Origin of the sequence: Pseudomonas sp. NFPP28, assembly GCF_900115535.1 — a bacterium.
Classification (GTDB): Bacteria; Pseudomonadota; Gammaproteobacteria; order Pseudomonadales; family Pseudomonadaceae; genus Aquipseudomonas; species Aquipseudomonas extremorientalis.
Genome location: NZ_FOWT01000004.1, coordinates 531,190 through 553,858, shown reverse-complemented (window position 1 = coordinate 553,858; position 22,669 = coordinate 531,190). Strand labels below are relative to the sequence as shown.

Sequence of the window (22,669 nt, the reverse complement as noted above, 5' to 3'; positions counted from 1 at the left end):
ATGGGGATTCCAATAATGAAAAACCCTTATGCTCCCGCTTTCTGGTGCGTGCTCTTCGCACTGGTGCTGTTATCGGCTGCTTATTTCTACGGCGTCATGCTGGCTCACCAACTCGACAAAGCCATGGTGTTTCTCGACAGCGCTTGCCTGGTGATCGGCACCCTGTCCATCGGTGTGGTGGCCTGGGCCTCCTACCAAAATCAGCGGGTGAAGCGAAAGCTCCTCGAACAGGGCAAGACCCGTGTCGCGATCTGGGACACCAAGGTCGCGCTGCGCCGGGTCGAGACGGTGTTCGACCGCTATTTCTGGGGCAGCTATTGGCAGCCGGGGCGTACCTTCCAGGAAGTCATGGGCGACCTTACCGGCACCCCCCTGGAAAAAAGCCTCGAAGTCCTGAAAAAACAGTGCGTGGCGCTCGATAAACAAGTTGCCGAAGGTAGGCACTGGCTGAATAACGCGCGGGAATTGTCCGACGTAGCCACGCAAATGGCCCGCGAGCGCTACCAGTTGGACTTCTGCGACCCCAAGGCCGATACCCCGGGCAACGCCGTGATACACCGCGAGTTTGAGGTGCTGGTGTACACCTGGACGGCGCGGTTGAAGAGTTTCGACCACCAGTTGGATGAAATTGAGTTGGAGTACTCCTGAACTACTGCTGAACTGATCCCTCTGAAAAGCTGGGCCGTTCGCGGCCCCCAGTGCTAATCTTCCCCCGTTTTCGGCGGGCTTGAGCCAATCCCCTTGGGGTTCAAGGAAGACAGCCCACTTCTCACAGGATTTGATCAGGTCACTTCATGAATAAGCCAGCAGTCGTTCTTTTGGGTTTTGTTGTCGCCGTGGGCGTCGTCAGTGCAGGCGGTGCCTGGTACACCGGCAAGCAGTTGGAGCCGGTGCTGCAAACGGCCGTGCAGGACGCCAACAAGGAACTGCAACGCTCCATGGCCGGCGTCGACGGCACCGTTTCCCTGGAGCTGGTGTCCCTGGACCGTGGCCTGTTCAGCAGTACCGCGCACTATCGCCTCAAGGGCCAGGGCTCGGTCTTCGGCGAACAGAACCCGAACCCCGAGCTGCTGATTGTCGACCATATCGAACACGGCCCGCTGCCGTTCTCGCGCCTGGTGTCGTTGAAATGGCTGCCGGTCATGGCCACCAGTCACTATTCACTGGAAAAGAACGCCACCACCGAGAAGTGGTTCGCTGCCGCCAAAGATGTATCGCCGCTCAAAGGCGTGGCCAATATCGGCTACAGCCGTTCGGTGAACGGCAATCTCGAACTGTTGCCCCTGGCGTTCAAGGACGAAACGTCCTCTGTGGACTTCTCCGGCCTCAACCTGGATTTCGACAGCACTGCCGAAGGCAAGAAGGTCAAGGTGGATGGCTACGTGAACAGCCTCAAACTGGCCGTTGTCGACGCCAATGGCGCGCCATTCGACGCTGAGTTCGCCGGCCTGACCGTGGCCAGCAACCTGGAAAAATCCACCTTCGGCTTCTACACCGGGCAGAACACCATCGAGCTGAGCGACACCAAAGTCACCTTCGGCCCGCAGAAAGCCGTGCTGACCCTCAAGGGCTTCGAGCAGAAAGACTCCAGCGAAGTCAAAGACAACAACATGGCCGGCCGCGTCGATTACAAGATCGACGAGATCGGCTACCAGGGCAAACCGGTCGGCTCTGCCGCCATGGCCCTGAGCGTGAAGAACATCGATGTGCCTTCGGGCTTGGTGCTGACCAAGCTGTACCAGGACAAGATGCAGCCGGTGCAAGCCGCTGCCGCTGCCGGACAACCGGTGCCGGAGTTGCAACTCACCGAAGCCGAGCAGGCCCTGGCCGAAGCCAACGTCAACCAGTTGCTGGCTGCCAAGCCGCACCTGGCGCTGGAAAACCTGTCGCTGAAAACCACCCACGGCGAGAGCAAATTCAACCTGGTGCTGGACTTGGCCAAACCGACCTCCATGGAGCTGCCGCCGGTTGAACTGGGCAAGCAGATGGTCTCGCTGCTGGACGCCAACCTGACGCTGTCCAAGCCGATGATCGCCGACGTGGCGGCCCTGCAAGCGCAGGTCGGCGGTGTGACCGATCCTAAAGCCATCGAGCAGCAATCCCAGATGGCCAGCGAAATGGTCAGCGGCATGGCCGTGGGTACGCAGCTGGCAACCCTGGTGGGCAGCGATGTGGTGTCCAAGCTGCACTACGCCAACAATGAAGTGACCTTCAATGGCCAGAAAATGACCGTCGAGCAATTCATCAGCTTCGTGATGTCCAAGGTCGGTGCGGTTGGCGGCGCGCAGTAAAAATTTCGTCATCGCCCTGAAATAAAAATGGGGGAGCGGGGTTAGCTGCGATAAAGGTCAAACCGTCGACACCTATGTCGACTGGCAACCCTCTATCGCAGCTAACCCTGCTCCCCCATTCGTATTTCAGATTTGCAGTGCAATTCTGAACAATTGTTATGACTTGTCCTTTTCCATCCACGCGTCGGGGATAGTTCCTACAGGAAAGCTAGGTCGGGTCACGAGACGCCGACACCCTGATGCAAACCGCTCAGGACCACCTATCGTTACAGCTTTCCGTGTGTAAGGAAGCTCACGATATGCTGCGAACACTCCCACTCAGTGCCTCAGGCCGGTTGCGGCTGCTCATCGGGGTAACCTTGTGCAGCCAGTTGCTGATGCCCACTTTCGCCATGGCCGACCCGGCCTATGACGCCCTGATCATCCAGGCGCGCAACGGCAACTTCACCCCCGCCCTGACTCAATTGCGCCAATTGCCAGCCGAGCGCCAGACGCCAGGCCAGATCAGCGACCACCTGGTGATCGCCGGTTGGGCCGGCCAGGATGCCGAGGTGCTGAAGGTTTACGAGGCCCAGGGGCAGAATCGCAACCTGACCGCCCAGGCGCTGGCCACGGTTGCGCGCACGTATCGTAACCAGAAGCAGTGGGCGCAGGCCGAAGCGGTCTATCGCAAGGCGCTGCTGCGTGAGCCGAATAACATTGACCTGCAATTGGGCCTGGCCCTCACCGAGGCTGACGGTGGCAAAGCCAACGCAGCGGTGCAACGCACACGCGCACTGGTGGCTGCCAAGCCCGACGATCCCAACCGCCGGATGGCGCTGGGCTACGCGCTGACCCGTGCAGGCTTGCAGTACGACGCGCTGTTTGAATTCGACCAGGCCTTTATTCGCGCCGGCGACAAGCCTGAGGTCGCCCGCGAATACGTGGTCGCCCTGCAAAAGGCCCGTCTGCCGCAGCCGGCGTTGCGTCTCTCGGCCCAGCGTCCGGGGCTTGTCGACCCGGTGACCCAGCGTCGCCTCGAAGGTGACCTGGCCGCCGAGCGTGTGCGCATCGCCGAGTTCGCAACGCGTACCGAGAAAGAACGCTATGTCATCGCCGACCGTGCGCTGCAGGACTACGACAGGCTCCTTGCTCGCTGGACCCCTGACGCCACCGCCCATGACGACGTGGTGATCTGGCGCATCGACCGCCTGGGCGCGCTCAAGGCACGGGCGCGTACCGCAGAGGTGATCCGCGAATACGAGACCCTCCAGGCCGAAGGTGTGCGCTTGCCCACCTACGCCAAGCGTTGGGTGGCCGCGTCCTACCTCGATCAGCGTCTGCCGGAAAAGGCCGCGCCGTTGTACCGCGAGGCGCTGGATGCTCCCGATGCGGACGTGGGCGACCGCGTAGAAGACACCACCGCGCTGTTCTACGCCTTGCTCGAAAACGACCAGGTGGATGAAGCGCGTGCGGTCGCCAAGCACTTGGCCGACACCCAGAAACCCCGGGTTGAACTCAAGGGGCTGCCGATCGGCAACCCGAACGATGAGTGGATGGACGCCCAACAATTGTCCGCACAGGCCGGCACCTATGGCGCCGACCTGCCGTCCAGCGAAAAGGCCCTGGAGGAGTTGGTGGGCAAGGCCCCTGGCAGCATCGGCCTGCGTCTGGCGCAAGCGGAAATGTACCGCGCCCGCGACTGGCCTAGACGCGCTGAAAGCTCGCTCAAGGAAACCGAAGCGCAGAGCCCGCGCGACATCGGCCTGGAAATGTCCCAGGGCTTCACCGCGCTGGACCTGCAGGAATGGCGTCAACTCGACATCCTCACCGACGACGTGGTCGCCCGCAACCCGGACAACCGCCAGGTGCAGCGCCTGCAACGCCTGCGCGAAGTGCATGACATGGCCGAGCTGCGGGTCGAGGCCTACACCGGGAAAAGCTTCGGCGGCGGTAACAACGGCGATGCCGGTGCCGTCTCGGGCAGCCGTGACTGGGGCATTGAAAGCCGCCTCTACACGCCACCCATCGACGAAGACTGGCGCCTGTTCGCCGGTGCCGGCTATGCCCGCGCCACGTTCGAAGAGGGGACCGGGCAGCATCGTTGGCAAGTGGTTGGCGTAGAGCGGCGCACACGCGACATGACCATTGAGGCCGAGGTCTCCAACCATTCCTACGGCGATGGCTCAAAACAAGGCGCCGCCGTGTCGATTGCCCGCGACATCAACGACAACTGGCAATACGGCGGCAGCCTGGGTTACCTGCTGTCCACCACGCCACTGCGCGCATTGAATGACGGGATCACAGCCAACGGCGGCAGCGGTTTCATCCGCTGGCGCGCCAACGAAAGCCGTGAATGGAAACTGACCCTCAGCCCTTCCCATTTCAGCGACGGCAACGACCGCTTCGAAGCCTTGCTCAGTGGCCGCGAAGGCCTCTACAGCTCGCCGAAAGTGCAGGTGGACCTGGGCCTGGAAGTCGGCGCCAGCCGCAACAGCAAGGAAGACACGATCTACTTCAACCCGAAGTCGGACTTCACCGTGTTGCCCGTCCTCAACATCAACCACGTGCTCTATCACCGCTACGAGACCCAGTGGAGTCAGCAGTTCCAGGTCGGTGCGGGTACCTACAGCCAGCGGGACTATTCCACCGGTGGCATCGGTCTGGTGGGCTACGGCCAACGCTTTCGCTGGAACGATGTACTGGAAGCCGGCGCCAACCTGAGCCTGGTCAGCCGACCATACGACGGTGATCGCGAACGCGATCTGCGTCTGCTCGTCGACCTCACTTACCGTTTCTAGAAGAGCCTGACCATGACCGTCTTCAGCCGTTGCCTGTTGATCCTGGGTGTAATGCTGGCCAGTGCCTGCGCCCAGCAACCCGCACCTTTCACCCCACCCGCCGAGCGGCCGACACCGGCCAACGAAGCGCCGTGGCCGAAAAACCATTTCCTGGGCATTGCCTATCACGACGTCGAGGATCGCGACCCCGATCAGGCAGTGGTGGCGGTGCGCACCGAACGTTTGATCGAGCAGTTGGCCTGGCTGCGCGAGAACGGCTACCAGGCGGTCAGCGTCGACCAGATCCTGGCGGCGCGCAACGGTGGGCCGGCGTTGCCGCCCAAAGCCATCATGCTCAGCTTCGATGACGGCTACTCCAGTTTCTACACCCGGGTGATGCCGGTGCTGCGCGCCTATCGCTGGCCGGCGCTGCTGGCGCCAGTGGGCTACTGGATCGATACGCCGATGAACCAGCCGGTGGACTTCGCCGGCCAGCCACGGCCGCGTGGGGAGTTCCTGACCTGGCAGCAGATTCGCGAAGTGTCGCAGTCGGGCCTGGTGGAAATTGCCGCGCATACCGACAACAACCATAAAGGCATCCTGGCCAACCCCCAGGGCAACCTGGAGCCGGCGGCAACCTCGCTGCGCTTTGATCCGGCGACGGGTCGCTATGAAAGCCAGGCGCAGTTCGATGCGCGCATGCGTGCCGACGTCGTAGCCATCTCCAACAAAATCCAGAACGTCACCGGCAAGAAACCACGCGTCTGGGTATGGCCTTACGGTGCTGCCAAGGGCACCTCGCTGGCGATCATTGGCGAGCAGGGCTACCAGATGGCCCTGACCCTGGAAGATGGTCTCGACAGCTCCGCCGACTTGATGAACAGCCCGCGCTTCCTGGTGGCGTCCGACCCGGATGGCGAGCACTTCGCCAACAGCATTGTCGCGGCGCAAGCCAAGGCACCGCTGCGCGTGTTGCACGTGGACCTGGATAACGTCTACGACCCGGACCCGGCCCAACAGGCACGCAACCTCGACCAGCTCGTACAGCGGGTGGTGGACATGGGCGCGGGCACCGTGTTCCTGCAAGCCTTCGCCGATCCCAAGGGCGACGGCCTGGTGCATGAACTGTACTTCCCCAACCGTCACCTGCCGGTACGTGCCGACCTGTTCAACCGCGTCTCCTGGCAGTTGCACACCCGGGCTCATGCTGCTGTGTACGCGTGGATGCCGGTGCTCAGCTTTGCCCTCGACCCCAAGCTGCCACGGGTGACACGTTGGGACCCGAAAACCGGCCAGGTCGGCCTCGACCCGGACCAATACAAGCGTCTGTCGCCGTTTGATCCGCAGGTGCGCAAGATCATTGGTGAAATCTACGAAGACCTGGCGCGCAACAACGCCATCGACGGCGTGCTGTACCACGACGATGCGGTGTTCAACGATTTCGAAGATGCCAGCCCTGCCGCGCTCAAGGCCTATGTCGCCGCCGGCCTGCCGGGCACGATTCAGGCCTTGCGTGCCGACCCTGCGGTGATGCAACGCTGGACGCGCTTCAAGAGCCGCTACCTGATCGACTTCACCAAGGAGCTGACCGCCAAGGTCCGCGCCATCGGAGGGCCGCAGTTGCTGACGGCGCGCAATATCTTCGCCGAGCCGATGCTCAACCCAGGCAGCGAAGCCTGGTTCGCGCAGAACCTCGATGACTTCCTCCAGACCTACGACTGGACCGCGCCCATGGCCATGCCGCTGATGGAAGGCCAGGAATACAAAACCTCCAACGCCTGGCTGGAAAAGCTGGTGGCGACGGTCAAGGCACGCCCTGGCGCGCTGGAGCGCACCGTATTCGAACTGCAAGCCAAAGACTGGCGCACCAAGGCCGCACCGGACATCGACAGTCAACAGATGGCTGAGTGGATGGGTGTGCTCAAGCGCCAGGGTGTCACGAGTTTTGGCTACTACCCGGACAACTTCCTGGAAAACTCCCCGGACCTGAAGACTGTGCGTCCGGCCCTTTCCAACCAATGGAACCCTTGACCATGTTCGATAGAATCCTGGCTTTATTCGTGCTGGCATTGGTATTGGGTGTGCCCCTGGGCCTGATCTTCCTGGTCACCGGGCAGTTCCTGATGGACTTTGTGTTCTTCTACCCGCTGTTCATGTCGGCGTTGTGGATCGCGGGCGGCCTGTACTTCTGGCTGCACTGGGAGCGCCATTGGCCGTGGAAAGAAGACACTCCGGCACCAACCCTGGCCGGCAACCCGCTGATCTCGATCATCATCCCTTGCTACAACGAGGGCGATAACGCGGCCGACACCATCCATGCGGCGTTGGGCCAGTTGTACCCGAACATTGAAGTGATCGCGGTCAATGACGGCTCCAAGGACAACACCGCCGCAGTGCTCGACGCCCTGGCATTGGAGCATCCACGCCTAAGGGTGCTGCACCTGGCGCAGAACCAGGGCAAGGCCGTGGCCCTGCGCATGGGCGCCGTGGCGGCGCGCAGTGAATACCTGGTGTGCATCGATGGCGACGCGTTGCTCGACAAAAACGCTGCCGCCTACATGGTCGCGCCGATGCTCGACAACCCGCGCCTGGGTGCGGTCACCGGCAACCCACGCATCCGCACGCGTTCGACGCTGATCGGTCGAGTGCAGGTGGGCGAGTTCTCTTCGATCATCGGCTTGATCAAGCGTACGCAACGGGTGTTCGGCCGGATCTTCACGGTGTCGGGTGTGGTGGTAGCGTTCCGTAAAAAGGCGCTGGACCGCATCGACTACTGGAGCACCGACATGATCACCGAGGACATCGATGTCAGTTGGAAGCTGCAGCTCGATCACTGGAGCATCTTCTACGAGCCTCGCGCCCTGTGCTGGATCCTGATGCCGGAAACCGTCGGCGGCCTGTGGAAGCAGCGCCTGCGTTGGGCCCAGGGCGGTGCCGAAGTGCTGTTCAAGAACATCCGTGGCATCTGGCAATGGCGCCATCGCTACCTGTGGCCGCTGTTGTTCGAGTACTGCCTCTCCACCGGTTGGGCGTTTACCTTCCTGCTGTCGGTGATCTTCTACGTACTCGGCAAATTCATGGTGCTGCCACCGGCCATTACCGTGGACTCGCTGGTACCGCCGGCGTTTACCGGGCTGGTATTGGCGATGGTGTGCCTGGTGCAGTTCGCGGTGAGCATCATGATCGACCGCCGCTACGAAAAAGACCTGTGGAAAACCCTGTTCTGGACGGTGTGGTACCCGATGGTGTTCTGGCTGGTGAGCCTGTTTACCACCCTGGTCAGTTTCCCCAAGGTGCTGTTCAACCAGCATCGCAAGCGTGCGCGCTGGGTCAGCCCCGATCGCGGCATCAAACCCATTGAAGAGGAGGCGTGATCATGAAACTGGTCAGAACCCGCCAACGTTTGGTGATGTGGATCATTGATGTGCTGTTGACCCTGATGGCCTGGGCCGGGTTGATCTGGCTGCTGGCGCGGGGGATCACTTCGATGCTGGAAACCCACGGTGGGCCGCGCATCGAGGCACCGATTTTTGCCGCGCTCAATACCCTGCAGGTGTACCTGTGGATTGCATTGTTCAATGCCGTGATCCTGGTCACTTGGGCGCGCTACCAGCAACGCAAGGGGCGCAAGTTTGCCCAGCGCCGTGCCGAGGGCAACGCCCTCAGCGATAAGCGCCTGAGCGAGAGCTTCAGCCTCGGTGAAGGGGACCTGGAGCAGTTGCGCCGACCCGGGGTGTTGGTCATCCAGAATGACGACGAGGGCGGTGTGGCGGGTGTGAAGTCCCATGTCTCCCGCGATGTAGAAAAGCCGGGGCTGACCCTGGTGCCCGGCAAGGACCAGAACAAAGACGCCAGCTGAGCCAGTGCGCTGCAAGGTCGTTCCCATTGCAACGTGGGAACGACTTCGGTTAATCCCGACAAATGGGATCCAATTCACAAAACACCCGCGAACTTTTCTACTTTTCCCGGTACTAACCTATCTCGGCAGGAACTTGATGGCCAATTAATGGCAATTTCTAAGTTCTCCGATGAATCGTGATCAATAGTGCTGCCGCTGGTCGGAATAATACTTCCGATGACAGCCCGCTCATCTGATTGATTATTTTTAGTTGTTATTAATCAAATGCTTGCGTGAATAACTAGTACGAATGTGAAACTAGCTCGGTCTTTTGAGTTGGTGCAAGTTCGATGTTAGTTTGCCGGCCCTTGATTTTCGACGGATCGAACATGTCTTTGTTATTGCCACGGACTCGGTACTTTCTGTGCACTTTCGTGCTCGCTTATTTGAGCCTGAACAGTGCCATGGCCGCCCCTACGCCAGGGGACCAGGACCTGATCCGCGACCGCCAGAACCGTCTTCTGGAAGAGCAGCGTCGGCGCCTGGAAGAACTCCAGGACCTGCCTGGCAAAGAAGCAAAGCCCCAGGCCCCGGCCACGCCGGTCGACACCCGCTGCTTCCCGATCAAAGACATCGAACTCAAGGGCGCCGACAGCCTGTCCGGCGCCGACCGCACGCGTCTGCTCAAACCCTACATCGGCCAATGCCTGGGCGTGGCGCAGCTCAATGAGCTGCTCAAGGTGATCACCGACTACTACATCGCCAAGGGCCGCGTCACCAGCCGTGCCTACCTGCCGCAACAGGACCTTTCCAGTGGCCACCTGCAGGTGCTGGTGGTGGAAGGCAAACTCGAAGGCTTGAAAGGCGCGCAGGGTAGCACCGTCACCGACCGCGAACTGGCCATGGCGTTTCCTGGCAAGGTCGGCGAGGCGCTGAACCTGCGGGAGGTCGAGCAACTGGTCGACCAGCTCAGCCGCTTGCCGTCCAGGCAGGCGCAGATGGAATTGACCCCCGGCAGCCAGATCGGCGGCAGTGAAGTGCTGGTCAAGAACACCCCGCAAAAGCCCTGGCGCGCCAGCCTGTCGCGTAACAACGACGGGCAGAAAAGCACCGGCGAACAGCAATGGGGCGCAGGCCTGGAATGGGACAGCCCCCTGGGCCTGGCCGATCAACTGATCCTGCGCGGTGGTCACGACGCCATCAGCGACCACCAGAAAACCTCGAAAAACAGCATGCTGTATTACAACGTGCCGTGGGGCTGGTGGAACTTCAGTTACACCTACAGCGAGAGCGACTACCGCACGCCGGGCGACCTTGACGGCTACAAGTACAAGCAGACAGGCGACAGCCAGAACCACCAGCTGCGTGCCGAGCGCGTGGTGCATCGCGATGACGTGAGCAAGACCTCGGTCAATGTCGGCCTGACCCATCTACGCACCAACAACTACTTCAACGACGAGCGCCTGGACGTCAGCAGCAACCGCCTCAGCGAGTTCCAGGTGGGCATCAACCATGGACGCCGTATCGGCAGCGCCTTCGTCAACCTGGATGTCGGCATGCAGAACGGCACCGGTGCCTTTGACGCCCAGAAGGATGACCAGGAACGTATCCGCGGCAACCTCACCCCAACCCCGCGCTACCGCAAATACACCGCCACGTTGAGCTACCTGCAACCTTTCACGCTGTGGGGCGAATCGTTGAGTTTTTCCAGCCTGGCCACCGGGCAGCGCAGTGAAGACGTGTTGTACCCGGCGCAACGCATGAGCCTCGGCGGCTCGTACTCGGTGCGTGGGTTCAAGGACCAGCAACTGACCGGCGACAGCGGCGGCTACTGGCGCAACGAAGTGCGCTGGGCCCGCCCGGTGACCCTCGACTGGATGCGCCCGGCCTTTGCCGAATACGGCGCCAGCGTCGGCTATGACCAGGGCGTGATTCGCCACGATCGCTACAACGATGAGCAGCACGGCCGGGTGTCGAGTAACTCCCTCGAGCTGTTCGCCCGCGGCAAAAACGTCAGCACCAGCGTGACCTTTGCCCACTCCCTGGAGCGACCTGGCGTGATGACCGAGCGCGAAGCGCCGATCTATTTCCGCCTGGATTTCTACCTGTAATTCAACGCCCGCTGCTTTGAGATTTTGAATATGGACGTTCGCCCTGTTACTGCCCTGAAAACCCTGAGCCAACGCGGCCTGGCCTTGATCCTGGCCAACGCGCTGTTCTGGCAGCCATTGCTGGCGAGCGCCGAAGGCATCGTGGTCAGTGGCCCCGGTACCACGGTCGGCCAGGCGGGCAACGGCGTGCCGGTGGTGAACATCGCCACCCCTAATGGCAGCGGCCTGTCCCACAACCAGTTCAAGGACTACAACGTCGGCCCCAACGGCGTGATCCTCAACAACGCCAACGGCATTGTGCAAAGCACGCAACTGGGCGGGATCATTGTCGGCAACCCGAACCTCAAGGGCGGTGCGGCGAATGTCATCCTCAACGAAGTCAAAGGCGGCAGCCCCAGCCAATTGCGCGGCTACACCGAAGTGGCGGGCCAGTCGGCCAAGGTGATCGTCGCCAACCCTTACGGCATCAGCTGCAACGGTTGCGGCTTCATCAACACCCCCAACGTCACCCTGACCACCGGTAAACCGGTGATCGATCAGGCGGGGCAACTGAAAAGCTATCAGGTCGACGGCGGCGCCGTGACCATCGACGGCAAAGGCCTGAACGCGAGCAACGTCGACCGTTTCGAGATCATCACCCGTTCGGCCAAGATCAATGCGCAGATCAACGCAAAACAACTCACGGTGATCGCCGGGCGCAATGACGTCGATGCCCAAAGCCTGAAAACCACCGCCCGTGCCGATGACGGCAGTGCCAAGCCGGAGCTGGCGATTGACTCGTCGGCCTTGGGCGGCATGTACGCCGGCGCGATCAAGCTGGTGGGCACCGAAGCCGGTGTGGGCGTGAAGCTCGACGGTACGCTGGCCGCCAGTGGCGGCGACATTCAACTCGATGCCAACGGCCACCTGAGCATGGCCCAGGCCGCCGCCAGCGGTGCGGTGGACATCAAGGCCGCCAGCCTGGAGACCAAGGGCGCGGTCTACGCCGGCACCACCCTCAAGGCACAGACCAAGGGCACCCTGAAAAACAGCAAGACCCTCGCCGCGCGCGACAGCATCACCCTGGCCAGCAACGGCCAATTGACCAATAGCGGCATCATCGAAGCCGGGGTCAACCCTGACAACACGCGTAATGCCGGTGGCGACGTCAGCCTCGACAGCCAGCGCATCACCAACACCGGCACTGTGATCGCCAATCGCAGCCTCACCGCTACTGCGCAAAGTCTGGATAACCAGGGCGCGACCTTGAGCGCCAAGCAGGCGCTGAACATCACCGCCGCCAGTGTCGACAACCGCAACAAAGGTCGCCTGCTCAGCGACGGCGCACAGACGCTCAACGTCAGCGGCCTGCTGGACAACAGCCAGGGCGGCATCATCGACAGCAGCGGTGCGTTCACCCTCAACGGCAATAGCCTGGATAACAGCGCCGGTAGCCTGACCGGCGGTGGGGCGATCACCCTGGATCTGATCGGCGACCTGATCAACCGTAACGGCAAGCTGGCCAGCGCCGGGCCGTTGCTGATCCAGCGCGCCGCGCACATCAATAACCAGGGCGGCAAGCTCGCCAGCCAGGGCTTGCTGACCGTGTTCGCCAACAGCGTCGACAACCAGAGCAACGGCACCCTGGCCGCCAACGATGGCCTGGTCCTGACCACCAGCGGCCTGTTGCAGAACAGCGGCAATGGCCTGATCCACAGTGAAAACGCTGGCGTGACCATCACCGCCGGCACCCTCGACAACAACGGTGGCCGCATCGCCGCCAAAGCCGGTGATGCGCAGATCGACGCCACGGATTTCAACAACGGCAGCGGTGCGCTGTTCGCCCGGGATCGTGTGCACCTGACCGGTATGAATGTGGATAACGGCGGCGAGATCGCCGGCAACCGCATCGACGTTGGCCTCAATGGCGCACTGACCAACCGTGGCCTGATCGAAAGCGCCACGGCCCTCGATGTCGAGACCGCCAGCCTGAACAACAGCGGGCAAATGCGCGCCTTGGGCACCAGCGGCAAAACCCGCTACGCCATCGGCGGCCTGCTCAACAACAGCGGTAGCCTGGAGACCGCCAACGATCAATTGAGCCTCGCCGCCACCCGCTTCCAGAACACCGGCGGCAAGGTGTTGCACGTGGGCACCGGCGTGCTTGACCTCAGTGGCATCAGCCTCGACGAAGTCGGCGGCAGCCTGGTGACCAACGGCGACCTGACCCTCGATAAAGCCAACTGGACCAATAGCACCGCGATCCAGGCCGGGCGCCTGACCGTCAATGTCGGGACCCTGAACCAGACCGCCACCGGCAAGCTGCTCGGCACCCGCGCCCTGGTTGGCCGCGGCCAGGACTGGACCGTGGGCGGCAGCGTCGCCAGCCAGGGCAGCCTGGATCTTTCGTTGGGCAACCTGCTCAACGACCACGGTTTGATCTTCAGCGGCGGCGACCTGAACCTCAAGGTCGACCGCCTGAAAAACCTCGGCGCCACGATCTACGCCATGGGCAACTTGCGCGTCGACCGCGACGGCCAGGGTGGCCTGGCCACCAGCATCATCAACAGCTCGGGCACCCTCGAAAGTGAGCGCAACCTGATCCTGGCCGCCAGCACGATCCAGAACATCAGGACTGTGCTCAACACCGAGTCCGGCATCTACAGCGCCTCCATCACGCCCACCGCCTGCATCTTTGGCGTGACCGGTGGCGACTGCGACGGCCCCAAGCAGAACCGCCCGTTCCTGATTACCCAGCGTGATCACTTCATCGTCACCCAGGCCACGGCAGCGTCCAGCATCACCTCGGGCGGCAACATGCTGCTCACCGGCGGCGAGCTGCTCAACAGCAGCAGTAGCATTGCCGCCGGTGGCGGTATGACCGTGCGCGTCGACCAACTGACCAACATTGGTTTGGTAACCCACGACACCCAATACGACCGTGTCTTTACCTCTGAACGCGAGCGTAAGCCGGGGGGCTGGTACCGCGAGGCAGCGGCCTTCACCCAGCGCTATTCGGCAGGCCAGGACATGACCGGCGTCGAAGCCGGCCTGGCCTCGTTCATCGGTAAGATGGAGAGCGAGCAGATCGCCCTGCGCAAGACCACCCAGTTAAGCGCGCCAGACCAAAGTTACGCCGCCGTGATCCAAGCCGGCGGCAGCGTGGATGTGAAGGCCCAGGCCGGCATCGACAACAGCGTCGTGCGCGGTGGCTACACCTACGTCGGCAGCGGTGCCAACACCCATGCGCCGGGCTACTCGACCCTGGTCAGCCTCAACCCGCAACTGCCGCCGGACGTTGCCCAGCAACAGGTCAACCCACTGGGCCTGCCCGGCTTCGACCTGCCCACTGGCGAGAACGGCCTGTTTCACCTCAGCGACAGCGATGGCGCCAAAGGCCTGCCCACCAGCCAGTTCGCGGCCAACCCGCATAAGTACCTGATCGAAACCAACCCGCTGCTCACCGACATGCGCCAGTTCATGAGCTCGGACTACATGCTGAGCAAGCTCGGCTACGACCCCGACACCGCGCAAAAACGCCTCGGCGATGGCTTCTACGAACAGCGCCTGATCCAGCAAGCCGTGCTCGCTCGCACCGGCCAGCGTTTCATCGATGGCCAAACCAGCGACGCCGACCTGTTCAAGCACCTGATGGACAACGCCGTCAGCAGCAAAAGCGCGCTGAATTTGTCCGTAGGCGTAAGCCTCACCGCCGAACAAGTCGCCGCCCTGACCCACGACATCGTGTGGCTGGAAAACGCTACCGTCGCCGGCCAACAAGTGCTGGTGCCGGTGCTGTACCTGGCCCAGGCCGGCAACCGCCTGGCGCCCAACGGCGCATTGATTTCCGGCACTGACGTCAACCTGATCACCGGCCGTAACCTCAACAACGCCGGCACCTTGCGTGCCACCGGTAGCCTGTTGGCGAACGCTGGCGGCAACCTCACCAACAGTGGGTTGATGGAAGCCGGTGGCCGCCTCGACCTGCTCAGCGGCAACAACCTGACCAACCGCGCGGGCGGTGTGATCAGCGCGGGCAACGTCAACCTCGCCGCCGGCGCCGACCTGCTCAACGAACGCAGCGTCACCACCCACGCAAGCGCCAGCAGCTACCGCACCGAACGCAGCGACTTCGTCGACAGCGCCGCGCGCATCGAATCGGCCAACGATTTGACCCTGCAAGCCGGTGGCAATTTCAACAGCGTCGGCGGCGTGCTCAAGAGTGGTGCCGACACAACGGTCAAGGCCGTGGGCGACGTCAACATCTCCGCCTCGAAAACCCTCGACAGCGGCGCCATCGGCAACCGTTCCAGCTTCACCACCATCGCCCAGCAAGGCTCCGTGGTCGACGCTGGCCGCGATCTGCATGTGATTGGCGGGCGCGACATCAGCGCCGTGGCCAGCCAGGTCGAGGCCAAGCGCGACGTCAACCTGATTGCCACCCGCGACCTCAACGCCGTTGCGGCGGCCAACGAGCAGCACTCCACGGGCAACACAAAAAAGGTCAAGAGCATCGAAGACCACGTGCAGCAAGTGTCCAGCGTGATCAAGGCCGGCGGCGACGCCACCCTGAGTGCCGGGCAGAACCTGCAACTGGTCGCCAGCCAGGTCAATGCCGGCAGCGAGGCGTACCTGGTGTCCGGCAAAAACCTTGAGCTCAAAGCCGCTGAAAACCAGGACTACAGCTTCTACAGCAAGACCAAGAAAACCTCCCAGGGCAAAAAATTCCGCCTGGATGAAACTGACGTCGTGAACAACGTTGGCAGCCTTGTCAGCGCGGGGACGAACAGCACAGTCGTCGCCGGTGCAGACCTGCTGCTGGCTGGCAGTGCCGTCACTGCTGAAAAAGGCGCCACGCAACTGGTGGCCGGCCAGGACGTGAACATCCTCGCCGTCAGCAACGCCGACAGCGCCCGCCACGAACGCAAGGAAAGCAAAAGCAGCTGGGGCGGCCTGAAGTCGAGCAAGGTCCAGGACAAAGTCGACGAAAAACGCACCACCGCCCTGGGCAGCATGGTCTCCGGCGAAACCGTCACCGTCGCCGCCAAGCGCGACGCCACGGTCACTGGTTCCAACCTGGTCAGCACCGGCGACCTCGCCGTCCAGGCCGGCCGCGACCTGACCATCGACGCGGCGCAGAACACCTTCGCCCGCACCGACATGCACAAGGAAAAAAATCGCGACCTCACCGGCGTGCTGACCGGCAACAAGCTCGGTCTGGACGACATGACCGGCAACCAGAAGCTGTACATCAACAGCTCGAAGCACAACGGCACGGCCAATGAAATGACCTTGACCGGCAGCACGATTGGTTCGAGTGCGGGCAATGTGTCGTTGAGGGCGGGGCGTGAGTTGAAGGTGGTGGCCAGTGATCTGGTGAGCACCAAGAACATGGAGTTGAGTGGGGCGAATGTCACCGTTACTTCGGGGATGGAGACGGCCAGTCAGACCAGTAAGGACAGTTCCAAGAGTTTGGCGGTAGGGCGGGTGATTGCGGGCTCGGTGGTGGACACCGCCACCAGCATGCGCGACGCCGTCAAAGCGGCCCGTAGTGCTGATGACCCACGACTCAAGGCAGTCAAAATCGCCCAGGCGGCCCTCGCCGCTTACAACCTGAACGGCCAGGCCTCGGACGCCAATGCGCAAAGCTCCGGCTTTAAAAACAAAACCGGCGGCACGCCCGGCAACGGTTCGCTGATCAAGATCGGCAGCGAACTGGCTAATAATCGCAGCAAGAACAGCAGCGAATACAACAGCATCACCGCCAAGCAGAGCACGCTCAACGCAGGGCAAGACTTGTCGATCGTTGCCACGGGCGCTGCGACGGGAACTCAGGGTGATATCCAGATCACTGGCAGCAGCTTGAGAGCCGCCAACACCTTGTTGTTAGCCAAAAACGATGTGTTGATGCAAAGCGCACAAAACACCACCGACCGCAAAAACGAAGGGTCGAAAAATAAAACCGCCATTGGCGCCAGCTTCAATATTGGCGAGCAAAACGGCTTCACCCTCGACCTCGGAGCGCAGGGTGCCAAGAACAATGGCAACGGTAACTCCGTCACTCAGGTCAATAGCACCCTCGATACAGGCAGCCTGTTGTTACAAAGCGGTGGCGATACCACCCTCAAAGGCGCCCAGGTTCGTGCGGACCGTATCAAGGCAGATATTGGCGGCAACCTCAATATCATCTCCCTCCAGGACACCGAGTCGTCGCGCAGCAAACAGAGCAGCGCAGGCTTCGGCGCCAGTATCTGCGTCCCTCCGTTCTGCTACGGCTCTACCGTAGCGGGCTCGGCGAACCTTGCCGCCGCGAATATGAACAGCGACTACAAGGGCGTGACCGACCAGAGCGGTTTGTATGCGGGCACGGGCGGCTACGACATCAATGTCGGCAAGAACACCACCCTGCAAGGCGCGGTGATTGCCAGTGAGGCGTCAGCTGATAAGAACCGCCTAAGCACCGACCGCCTGATCGTCAGCGACATCAAGAATGTCAGCGAAATCAAAAGCCAGTCTGCCGGTATTTCGGTGTCGTCCAGCAGCACCAGCGGTGCCTCGATGGGCGGCAGCATCCCGATAGCGCTCAAGGAAAAAGACCATAGCTACACCCGTAGCGCGGTCAGCAAAGGCACGATTGTGGTTCGCAATGCCGATGGCGCCAATGACCTGGTGGGGTTGAATCGCGACACCGCCAATGCCAATCAGAAACTTGACCGGCCAGATGAAAAGGCCATGCAAGAGCGTATTGACCTGATCCAAAGCTCGGCGCAGTTGGCCAGTGGGGTGATCAGTGCGGTGGGCAAAGCCAAGGCGGATGAGGCGAAAGCACTGGCCGATAAAGCCAAAACCCAAACCGAAACCGGTTCGCCGGATGCCGCTGGAACGGTGCTCGCAGCGAATGCCGCTTATACGGAAGCCCAGCGCTGGCAGGTCGGTGGCGACAAACGCTTAATGGCCGATATCGCGTCCGGACTAATCGCCGCAGGGCTGGGTGGCGCGCCTGTAGGAACGACGGTTGGTATTGTCGCCAACACGGCCTCCAGCGATATCTTCAACAAGATTGGCGATTATGCCCAGTCGCGTGCGACTGATCCGAAGTCGGATGCGGCCACTCGGGCGGCTTGGGCTGAAGGCGGTGCGGCACGTGTGATGTTGCACGCGTTGGCGGGGGCGGCTATTGGGTTGTCCAGTGGCAATGTGCAGAGTGGTGCATTGGGTGCGGGAGCTTCTGCGGCCTTGATGCCTAGCATTGCGGATGCACTGGGTAAAAATGGTATCAGGGGATCGGAACAGGAGACGTTGGCTGCGTTGGTCGCCCTCGGTGTGGGCGCCTCTGTGGGCGGTAGCGGCACCGCTGCGGGTGCGGTAGTTGCTGGGAGTACGGCAACAGCCGTCGAGCAATACAACCGTCAAGCGCACCCTACGGAAGCGCGTTTAATACAAAAAGAAGCCGATAAGTTAGCGGCGGAAGCGGGAATTTCCCCTGCTGAAGCAGAAAGGCGCATGGCCGCAGCGCTGGCGTCCTATACCGATAAAACGTGGAAAGCTACGATCGAAAAAGCTGGTGAGAGTCAGTTTGACCCCCTCACTCTGAAACACTTGGGTGAAGCGCTGGCTCCCTTGGCGTCTATCTACGAGAACAGTGCGATGTATCCCGAGGGGACCCGTCGCACTTACAGCGCCGACGAAACTGTTAACTTGCTGAAAAATTTCAGTTCGACACACGCCAGTGAGTACAGAGACGGCAACATTAACATCAGCTATTTGGGTGACCCCGATACCTATAAGAGCGCCGGGCTGGTGGATTACTACAAAGCCAACCTCGATTATCGAGACAAGGTGCCCTCTGCTGGTGGCGCTCAAGGCAGTGGAGCAGGCCTGGGGCGGAGCGTTTTGGAGATGGCTCAGGGTATGAGCTCACTGTTCAAGATTGCCTTTGGCGGTAATTCATTGGAGGAGGCGAACAAACTGATCGATCCCTTCGTCGAGCCGTCTTCCGACATGGCGGGTGAATGGATAACTCGCAACGGCGGCCAGGGTTTGGTGTTTGGCCTGCAAGGTAATACCTACGAGCAATATGCAAAGAACACCAAGCTCGGCGCCGATTTACTACTGATGGGCATGCCGGGTAGCGCGAGCCAGGCCGGTAAAGTGGAGCAAGTCGCAAAGGTCGCGGAAGCGGCGAAAGCAGAACGTAAACTGGCGCAGCAACTCCACGATCTAGAGTCGGTACTACCTCCAGAAAAGCCGACAGGTTACAGCGTAGCGTTTGAAACTGCCTTGAACCCGGCCGATTTCGGTCGCAGCCGAGACGTGCATTTCAATAGGTCCAATGCTGCGTTGGACAACGCGTTGAGCATGGACTCTGCGTTTGCGCAAATGATGGAGACACTGATCCCGAATATTAAATCGTCGGTTTCAAAAGTCGGAGGGCGGCAAACACCTTCTGGCTGGACATGGGAGCATGCGTCGTCGTCGACTGCTTTCAATCAGGAAGGAATCATGCGATTAGTACCGACCGCCCAACACACACCTGGTTCTCCTTGGTGGCGCGTACTGCATCCCGATGCGGGGGCTGCGGGTGGATATTCTGAATGGGCAATTCCAAGAGGCGCCCCAAAAAATTAGGTGGAAGAATGAATATTGCTGAGTTGAACATCAATGTCGGGGGACGCCCCAGCGTGGGTTTCAGTGGTGATGACTCAAGCGTGCGCGCCCTTGAGGCTCGGCTGGGCCGTAGGCTTCCAGAAACCTACCTTCAATTCATTCGAAGTGCCAACGGTGGGCATCCTGAAGCCGGAAGTTTCTTTTTGAACGCATCACCAGATGCTAGCGTCAGCGTTGATTGGTTTTATTCACTAGGAGACGCAGGTATCGACAGCCTGGATAAGGCTCTTGATGACTGGGCTCAAGTGTTGGGGCCATTCATGTTGCCCATTGGGCGCGACGGAGGTGGCAGCCAGTTTTATATTTCGCTGGATTCGCCATCCGGTTCTGTTTGGTATTATTCACATGAAGGCTCAGAACGCACCCAACTTGCCGATAGCTTCGATAAGTTTCTGCAGCAGTTGCAAGTTCACCCGGATTTTATTTGAGAGCCGTTATGAATCGATATGAGGGGAAGCCTTTTCTCCGGCTACTGGAATGCTACGTGCTTTCGGCTATTGATGAGCTGACAGACGAGCAGTGTGCGGCGTTAAGTGCGCTGGAGCCCAAGTTGCACGAGCTGTACGGGGTGCAAGGCAGTTGGAGTGATGTCGTCGCGTCTCAGATGGATTTTCCGGAATCCCTGGTGGAGAAAATAAAAGAAGTGTGGCGCGTGAATTCGGAAAAATTTGCGCGAGCTGGTGTAAAAATAAACGCAGAAGATTTTGCTAGAGACTTTGTGGATACCAATTTTCCTTGATGATGATAAAAGGGACAGATTTGAATGGCACTTACTTAGCAGCTAACTAGCTAGTGTGACTGAAAAAAAGAAAAAACAGAAAATAGGGAGCAGACCCTGAGGAGTCCCCACAAATCTACTCTAGCCTCTGAGCTTGCCGGTGTACTTCATCGCGCACCAATAGCTCCATATCCGCCAATCTCGAGCGGGACAATCCGGTGGGGATTCCTCAGGGTCAGGCCCCTCTTTCCTCTGAGTGTCGGAGGATACTAAGCGGTATGACAAATCGTCGCAGGGAAATAGGGGTCAGACCACGATTAGTGCACCAATGTATATTGGTGGTCTGACCCCTATTTCTCTCTGGAAAAATCGAACAGTTACAGAAATTACAAAATAACACTATGCTCAACCCTGATCGTAAGGAGGTCATACTTTTTGCTCCGAACGTGGTTAAGCCGCAGCAGATCAAAGCTTACGAAAAGGTAGGGGTTAAAGTAATTAATAGTGTCGACGAACTGTTCGAGTATGGTGCCAAAAAAGGAGGGTTGTAATCGTGAGCGACTCAGCTTCAATCATATCGGATGTGGCAATTGATGAAGATGCGTTTGCTGATTTTATCCACTCTATAGGCGGAGTCGCTAGTATCGGAAAACGTAATCGTGGAATATTGAATTGGGACGAGGCCACTTTGTATATTTCATTACTCAACTCCGAAAAATTCATGAATTTTTATGATTCGCAAGATATTCTCGATTGGGAAAATTTGTTGGGTGCCCCTCCTAAGACAATGATCGAAATGCAGTTGGGTCATTCGAAAGGCTCAATGGAGATGTATTTATGGTTGGCGTACGAGTTTGGCAAGAAATGGAATTGTGTTGTAGATGACGTTAATGCGGTGACGCTTAACTACTCCGAAGTCTGTGACAGGTACACAAGGTCGAGTATGAAATAGGAGAAAATAGGGGCCAGACCACGATTAGTGCACCAATGTATATTGGTGGTCTGACCCCTATTTCCGAGCTTTGGCTTCTCTACCGTGGCCGATAACCCGCAATCACTGCAGATGTGGAACGATGCCATGCGTTCTGCGGCCAGTGCAAACCGCCCGAACGGCTACACGCGATACTTGGATACATTGGCCAGCGGCCAGAACCCCAGTCAGCAAATACTCGAAGATGCGTTCAGCGCGGTGAACAGTCGCTTTGTTAAGTCTGCCCGTGAGGCAGGTCAGGAAATTGCCCAAGTTCACCATTGGAACTTCGGCAAGACAGATTTCCCAACGCAGATCGTTGACCCTCGCCATCTTGTGCCCGTACCTTCGCGCGAGGCTCATCAACTGATACACCAACAAACGAGCGCGACCTCTAACATCTGGGTGGGGCCTATTTCTCCGTTGCACCGAATAGAGATCCCCGAATGGTCGACGCCCCTGGCGCCAAAACGGTGAAGGCATGAACGTTAAAACAGCATTGGAAGCGCTGGGGTTACCCGACACGCTGGTAGCATGCGCCGATGGAAGCATCGAGCCGCCCATTTGCACGCTGCAGGCCCCTGCCGAGTGGTATGGGTTTCCACCTGCGCTGATCCCGATATGGAGTGACGGATCTCGGCCTACCTATATTGGGTACTGGAAGCACTGGTTTGTTGATCGTGAACCCACCTTCGTAAAAATGTACGTTGGCAGCGACCGAATGACCGTCGAGATCGCCCGCACGCCTGAGCAACTGATGGCCGTGCTCGCCATGATGTCGATGAGTCTTGAGGAGGGTGTCACGCCCGAACTTGAGCAGTTCGCCAAGGCGGTGGGGCTTGATTGCCTGGACGCATTGGATGCGCAATCGTTGAAAAGTGGCGACGACCCCAAAGGCTTCGCCAACGTCGAACCGTTCAAGACGTTGACGCCACTGGCCAGTGTTGCTGACGGCGTAACGCGTTACACCGGAAACTTCCCGAACCCGTCCGCCCCAGCCCCTGATTGGTGGGAAAGCAGTTGCTATTTTGAAGTTGTCGACGAGCACATGCCGGTGCCCAAAGGCGTGGAATTGCCCGCGTGGTTTGATCCTGAACGCGAGAAAAAGCCGTTGTTCGAGGCTTATATGCAAGCGGGGCGCCTTGACTGTGCATGGCTGACCTTGAACTCCACTGGCTGGTCCATCGCCGATGCTCGCCAGGCACTGGTGGAATTGCAGGCTCGGGCCGGTGATGAACGCTTTGATAACGTTGTCGACTATTGGTTGTCCATTGCGGATCTGGATGCCGGAGGCTATTGAACTTGGCTGATTCGTAGCGGTTAAAGGTTACGTGCA

13 protein-coding genes are annotated in these 22,669 nt (G+C 60.0%); all 13 read left to right on the top strand.

What is annotated here, in order from left to right; translation table 11 throughout:
- Positions 1 to 15 precede the first annotated feature (15 nt).
- The 13 genes from BM110_RS13915 (at position 16) to BM110_RS13855 (ending at position 22,633) form a co-directional block, all read left to right on the top strand.
- On the top strand, positions 16 to 648 hold the full coding sequence (locus BM110_RS13915; RefSeq protein ID WP_092248747.1) for an NADH:ubiquinone oxidoreductase subunit N: 633 nt from the start codon (positions 16 to 18) through the stop codon (positions 646 to 648).
- Between the two features lie 146 nt (positions 649 to 794).
- Positions 795 to 2,291 carry a YdgA family protein gene (locus tag BM110_RS13910; RefSeq protein WP_093513607.1) on the top strand — a complete coding sequence of 499 codons (1,497 nt, stop codon included), beginning with the start codon at positions 795 to 797 and terminating at the stop codon, positions 2,289 to 2,291.
- Positions 2,292 to 2,590: 299 nt separating this feature from the next.
- Entirely contained in the window at positions 2,591 to 5,071 is a 2,481-nt protein-coding gene (gene pgaA / locus BM110_RS13905) for a poly-beta-1,6 N-acetyl-D-glucosamine export porin PgaA (protein WP_092248744.1), read from the top strand.
- Between the two features lie 12 nt (positions 5,072 to 5,083).
- The gene (pgaB, locus tag BM110_RS13900) at positions 5,084 to 7,081 is read left to right on the top strand and encodes a poly-beta-1,6-N-acetyl-D-glucosamine N-deacetylase PgaB (RefSeq protein ID WP_071489606.1); all 1,998 of its coding nucleotides are present in this window, start codon (positions 5,084 to 5,086) and stop codon (positions 7,079 to 7,081) included.
- 2 nt (positions 7,082 to 7,083) lie between these two features.
- A complete protein-coding gene (gene pgaC, locus BM110_RS13895; RefSeq protein WP_071489607.1) occupies positions 7,084 to 8,424 on the top strand; it encodes a poly-beta-1,6-N-acetyl-D-glucosamine synthase in 1,341 nt (446 codons plus the stop codon).
- A gap of 2 nt (positions 8,425 to 8,426) precedes the next feature.
- Positions 8,427 to 8,909, top strand: coding sequence for a poly-beta-1,6-N-acetyl-D-glucosamine biosynthesis protein PgaD (pgaD, locus tag BM110_RS13890; protein WP_071489608.1), 483 nt, complete (start codon positions 8,427 to 8,429; stop codon positions 8,907 to 8,909).
- 368 nt (positions 8,910 to 9,277) lie between these two features.
- Positions 9,278 to 10,999, top strand: a complete 1,722-nt coding sequence (locus tag BM110_RS13885) for a ShlB/FhaC/HecB family hemolysin secretion/activation protein (RefSeq protein ID WP_092248738.1) — start codon at positions 9,278 to 9,280, stop codon at positions 10,997 to 10,999.
- A 30-nt stretch (positions 11,000 to 11,029) separates the two neighbouring features.
- Positions 11,030 to 19,606, top strand: a complete 8,577-nt coding sequence (locus tag BM110_RS13880) for a two-partner secretion domain-containing protein (RefSeq protein WP_256575407.1) — start codon at positions 11,030 to 11,032, stop codon at positions 19,604 to 19,606.
- 8 nt (positions 19,607 to 19,614) lie between these two features.
- A complete protein-coding gene (locus tag BM110_RS13875; protein ID WP_064054208.1) occupies positions 19,615 to 20,073 on the top strand; it encodes an SMI1/KNR4 family protein in 459 nt (152 codons plus the stop codon).
- Positions 20,074 to 20,129: 56 nt separating this feature from the next.
- A complete protein-coding gene (locus tag BM110_RS13870; protein WP_231808977.1) occupies positions 20,130 to 20,384 on the top strand; it encodes a hypothetical protein in 255 nt (84 codons plus the stop codon).
- 532 nt (positions 20,385 to 20,916) lie between these two features.
- A complete protein-coding gene (locus BM110_RS13865; protein WP_093121862.1) occupies positions 20,917 to 21,315 on the top strand; it encodes a hypothetical protein in 399 nt (132 codons plus the stop codon).
- 84 nt (positions 21,316 to 21,399) lie between these two features.
- On the top strand, positions 21,400 to 21,810 hold the full coding sequence (locus tag BM110_RS13860; RefSeq protein ID WP_139212873.1) for a hypothetical protein: 411 nt from the start codon (positions 21,400 to 21,402) through the stop codon (positions 21,808 to 21,810).
- A 4-nt stretch (positions 21,811 to 21,814) separates the two neighbouring features.
- Positions 21,815 to 22,633, top strand: a complete 819-nt coding sequence (locus BM110_RS13855) for a hypothetical protein (RefSeq protein ID WP_139212872.1) — start codon at positions 21,815 to 21,817, stop codon at positions 22,631 to 22,633.
- Positions 22,634 to 22,669: the final 36 nt, after the last annotated feature.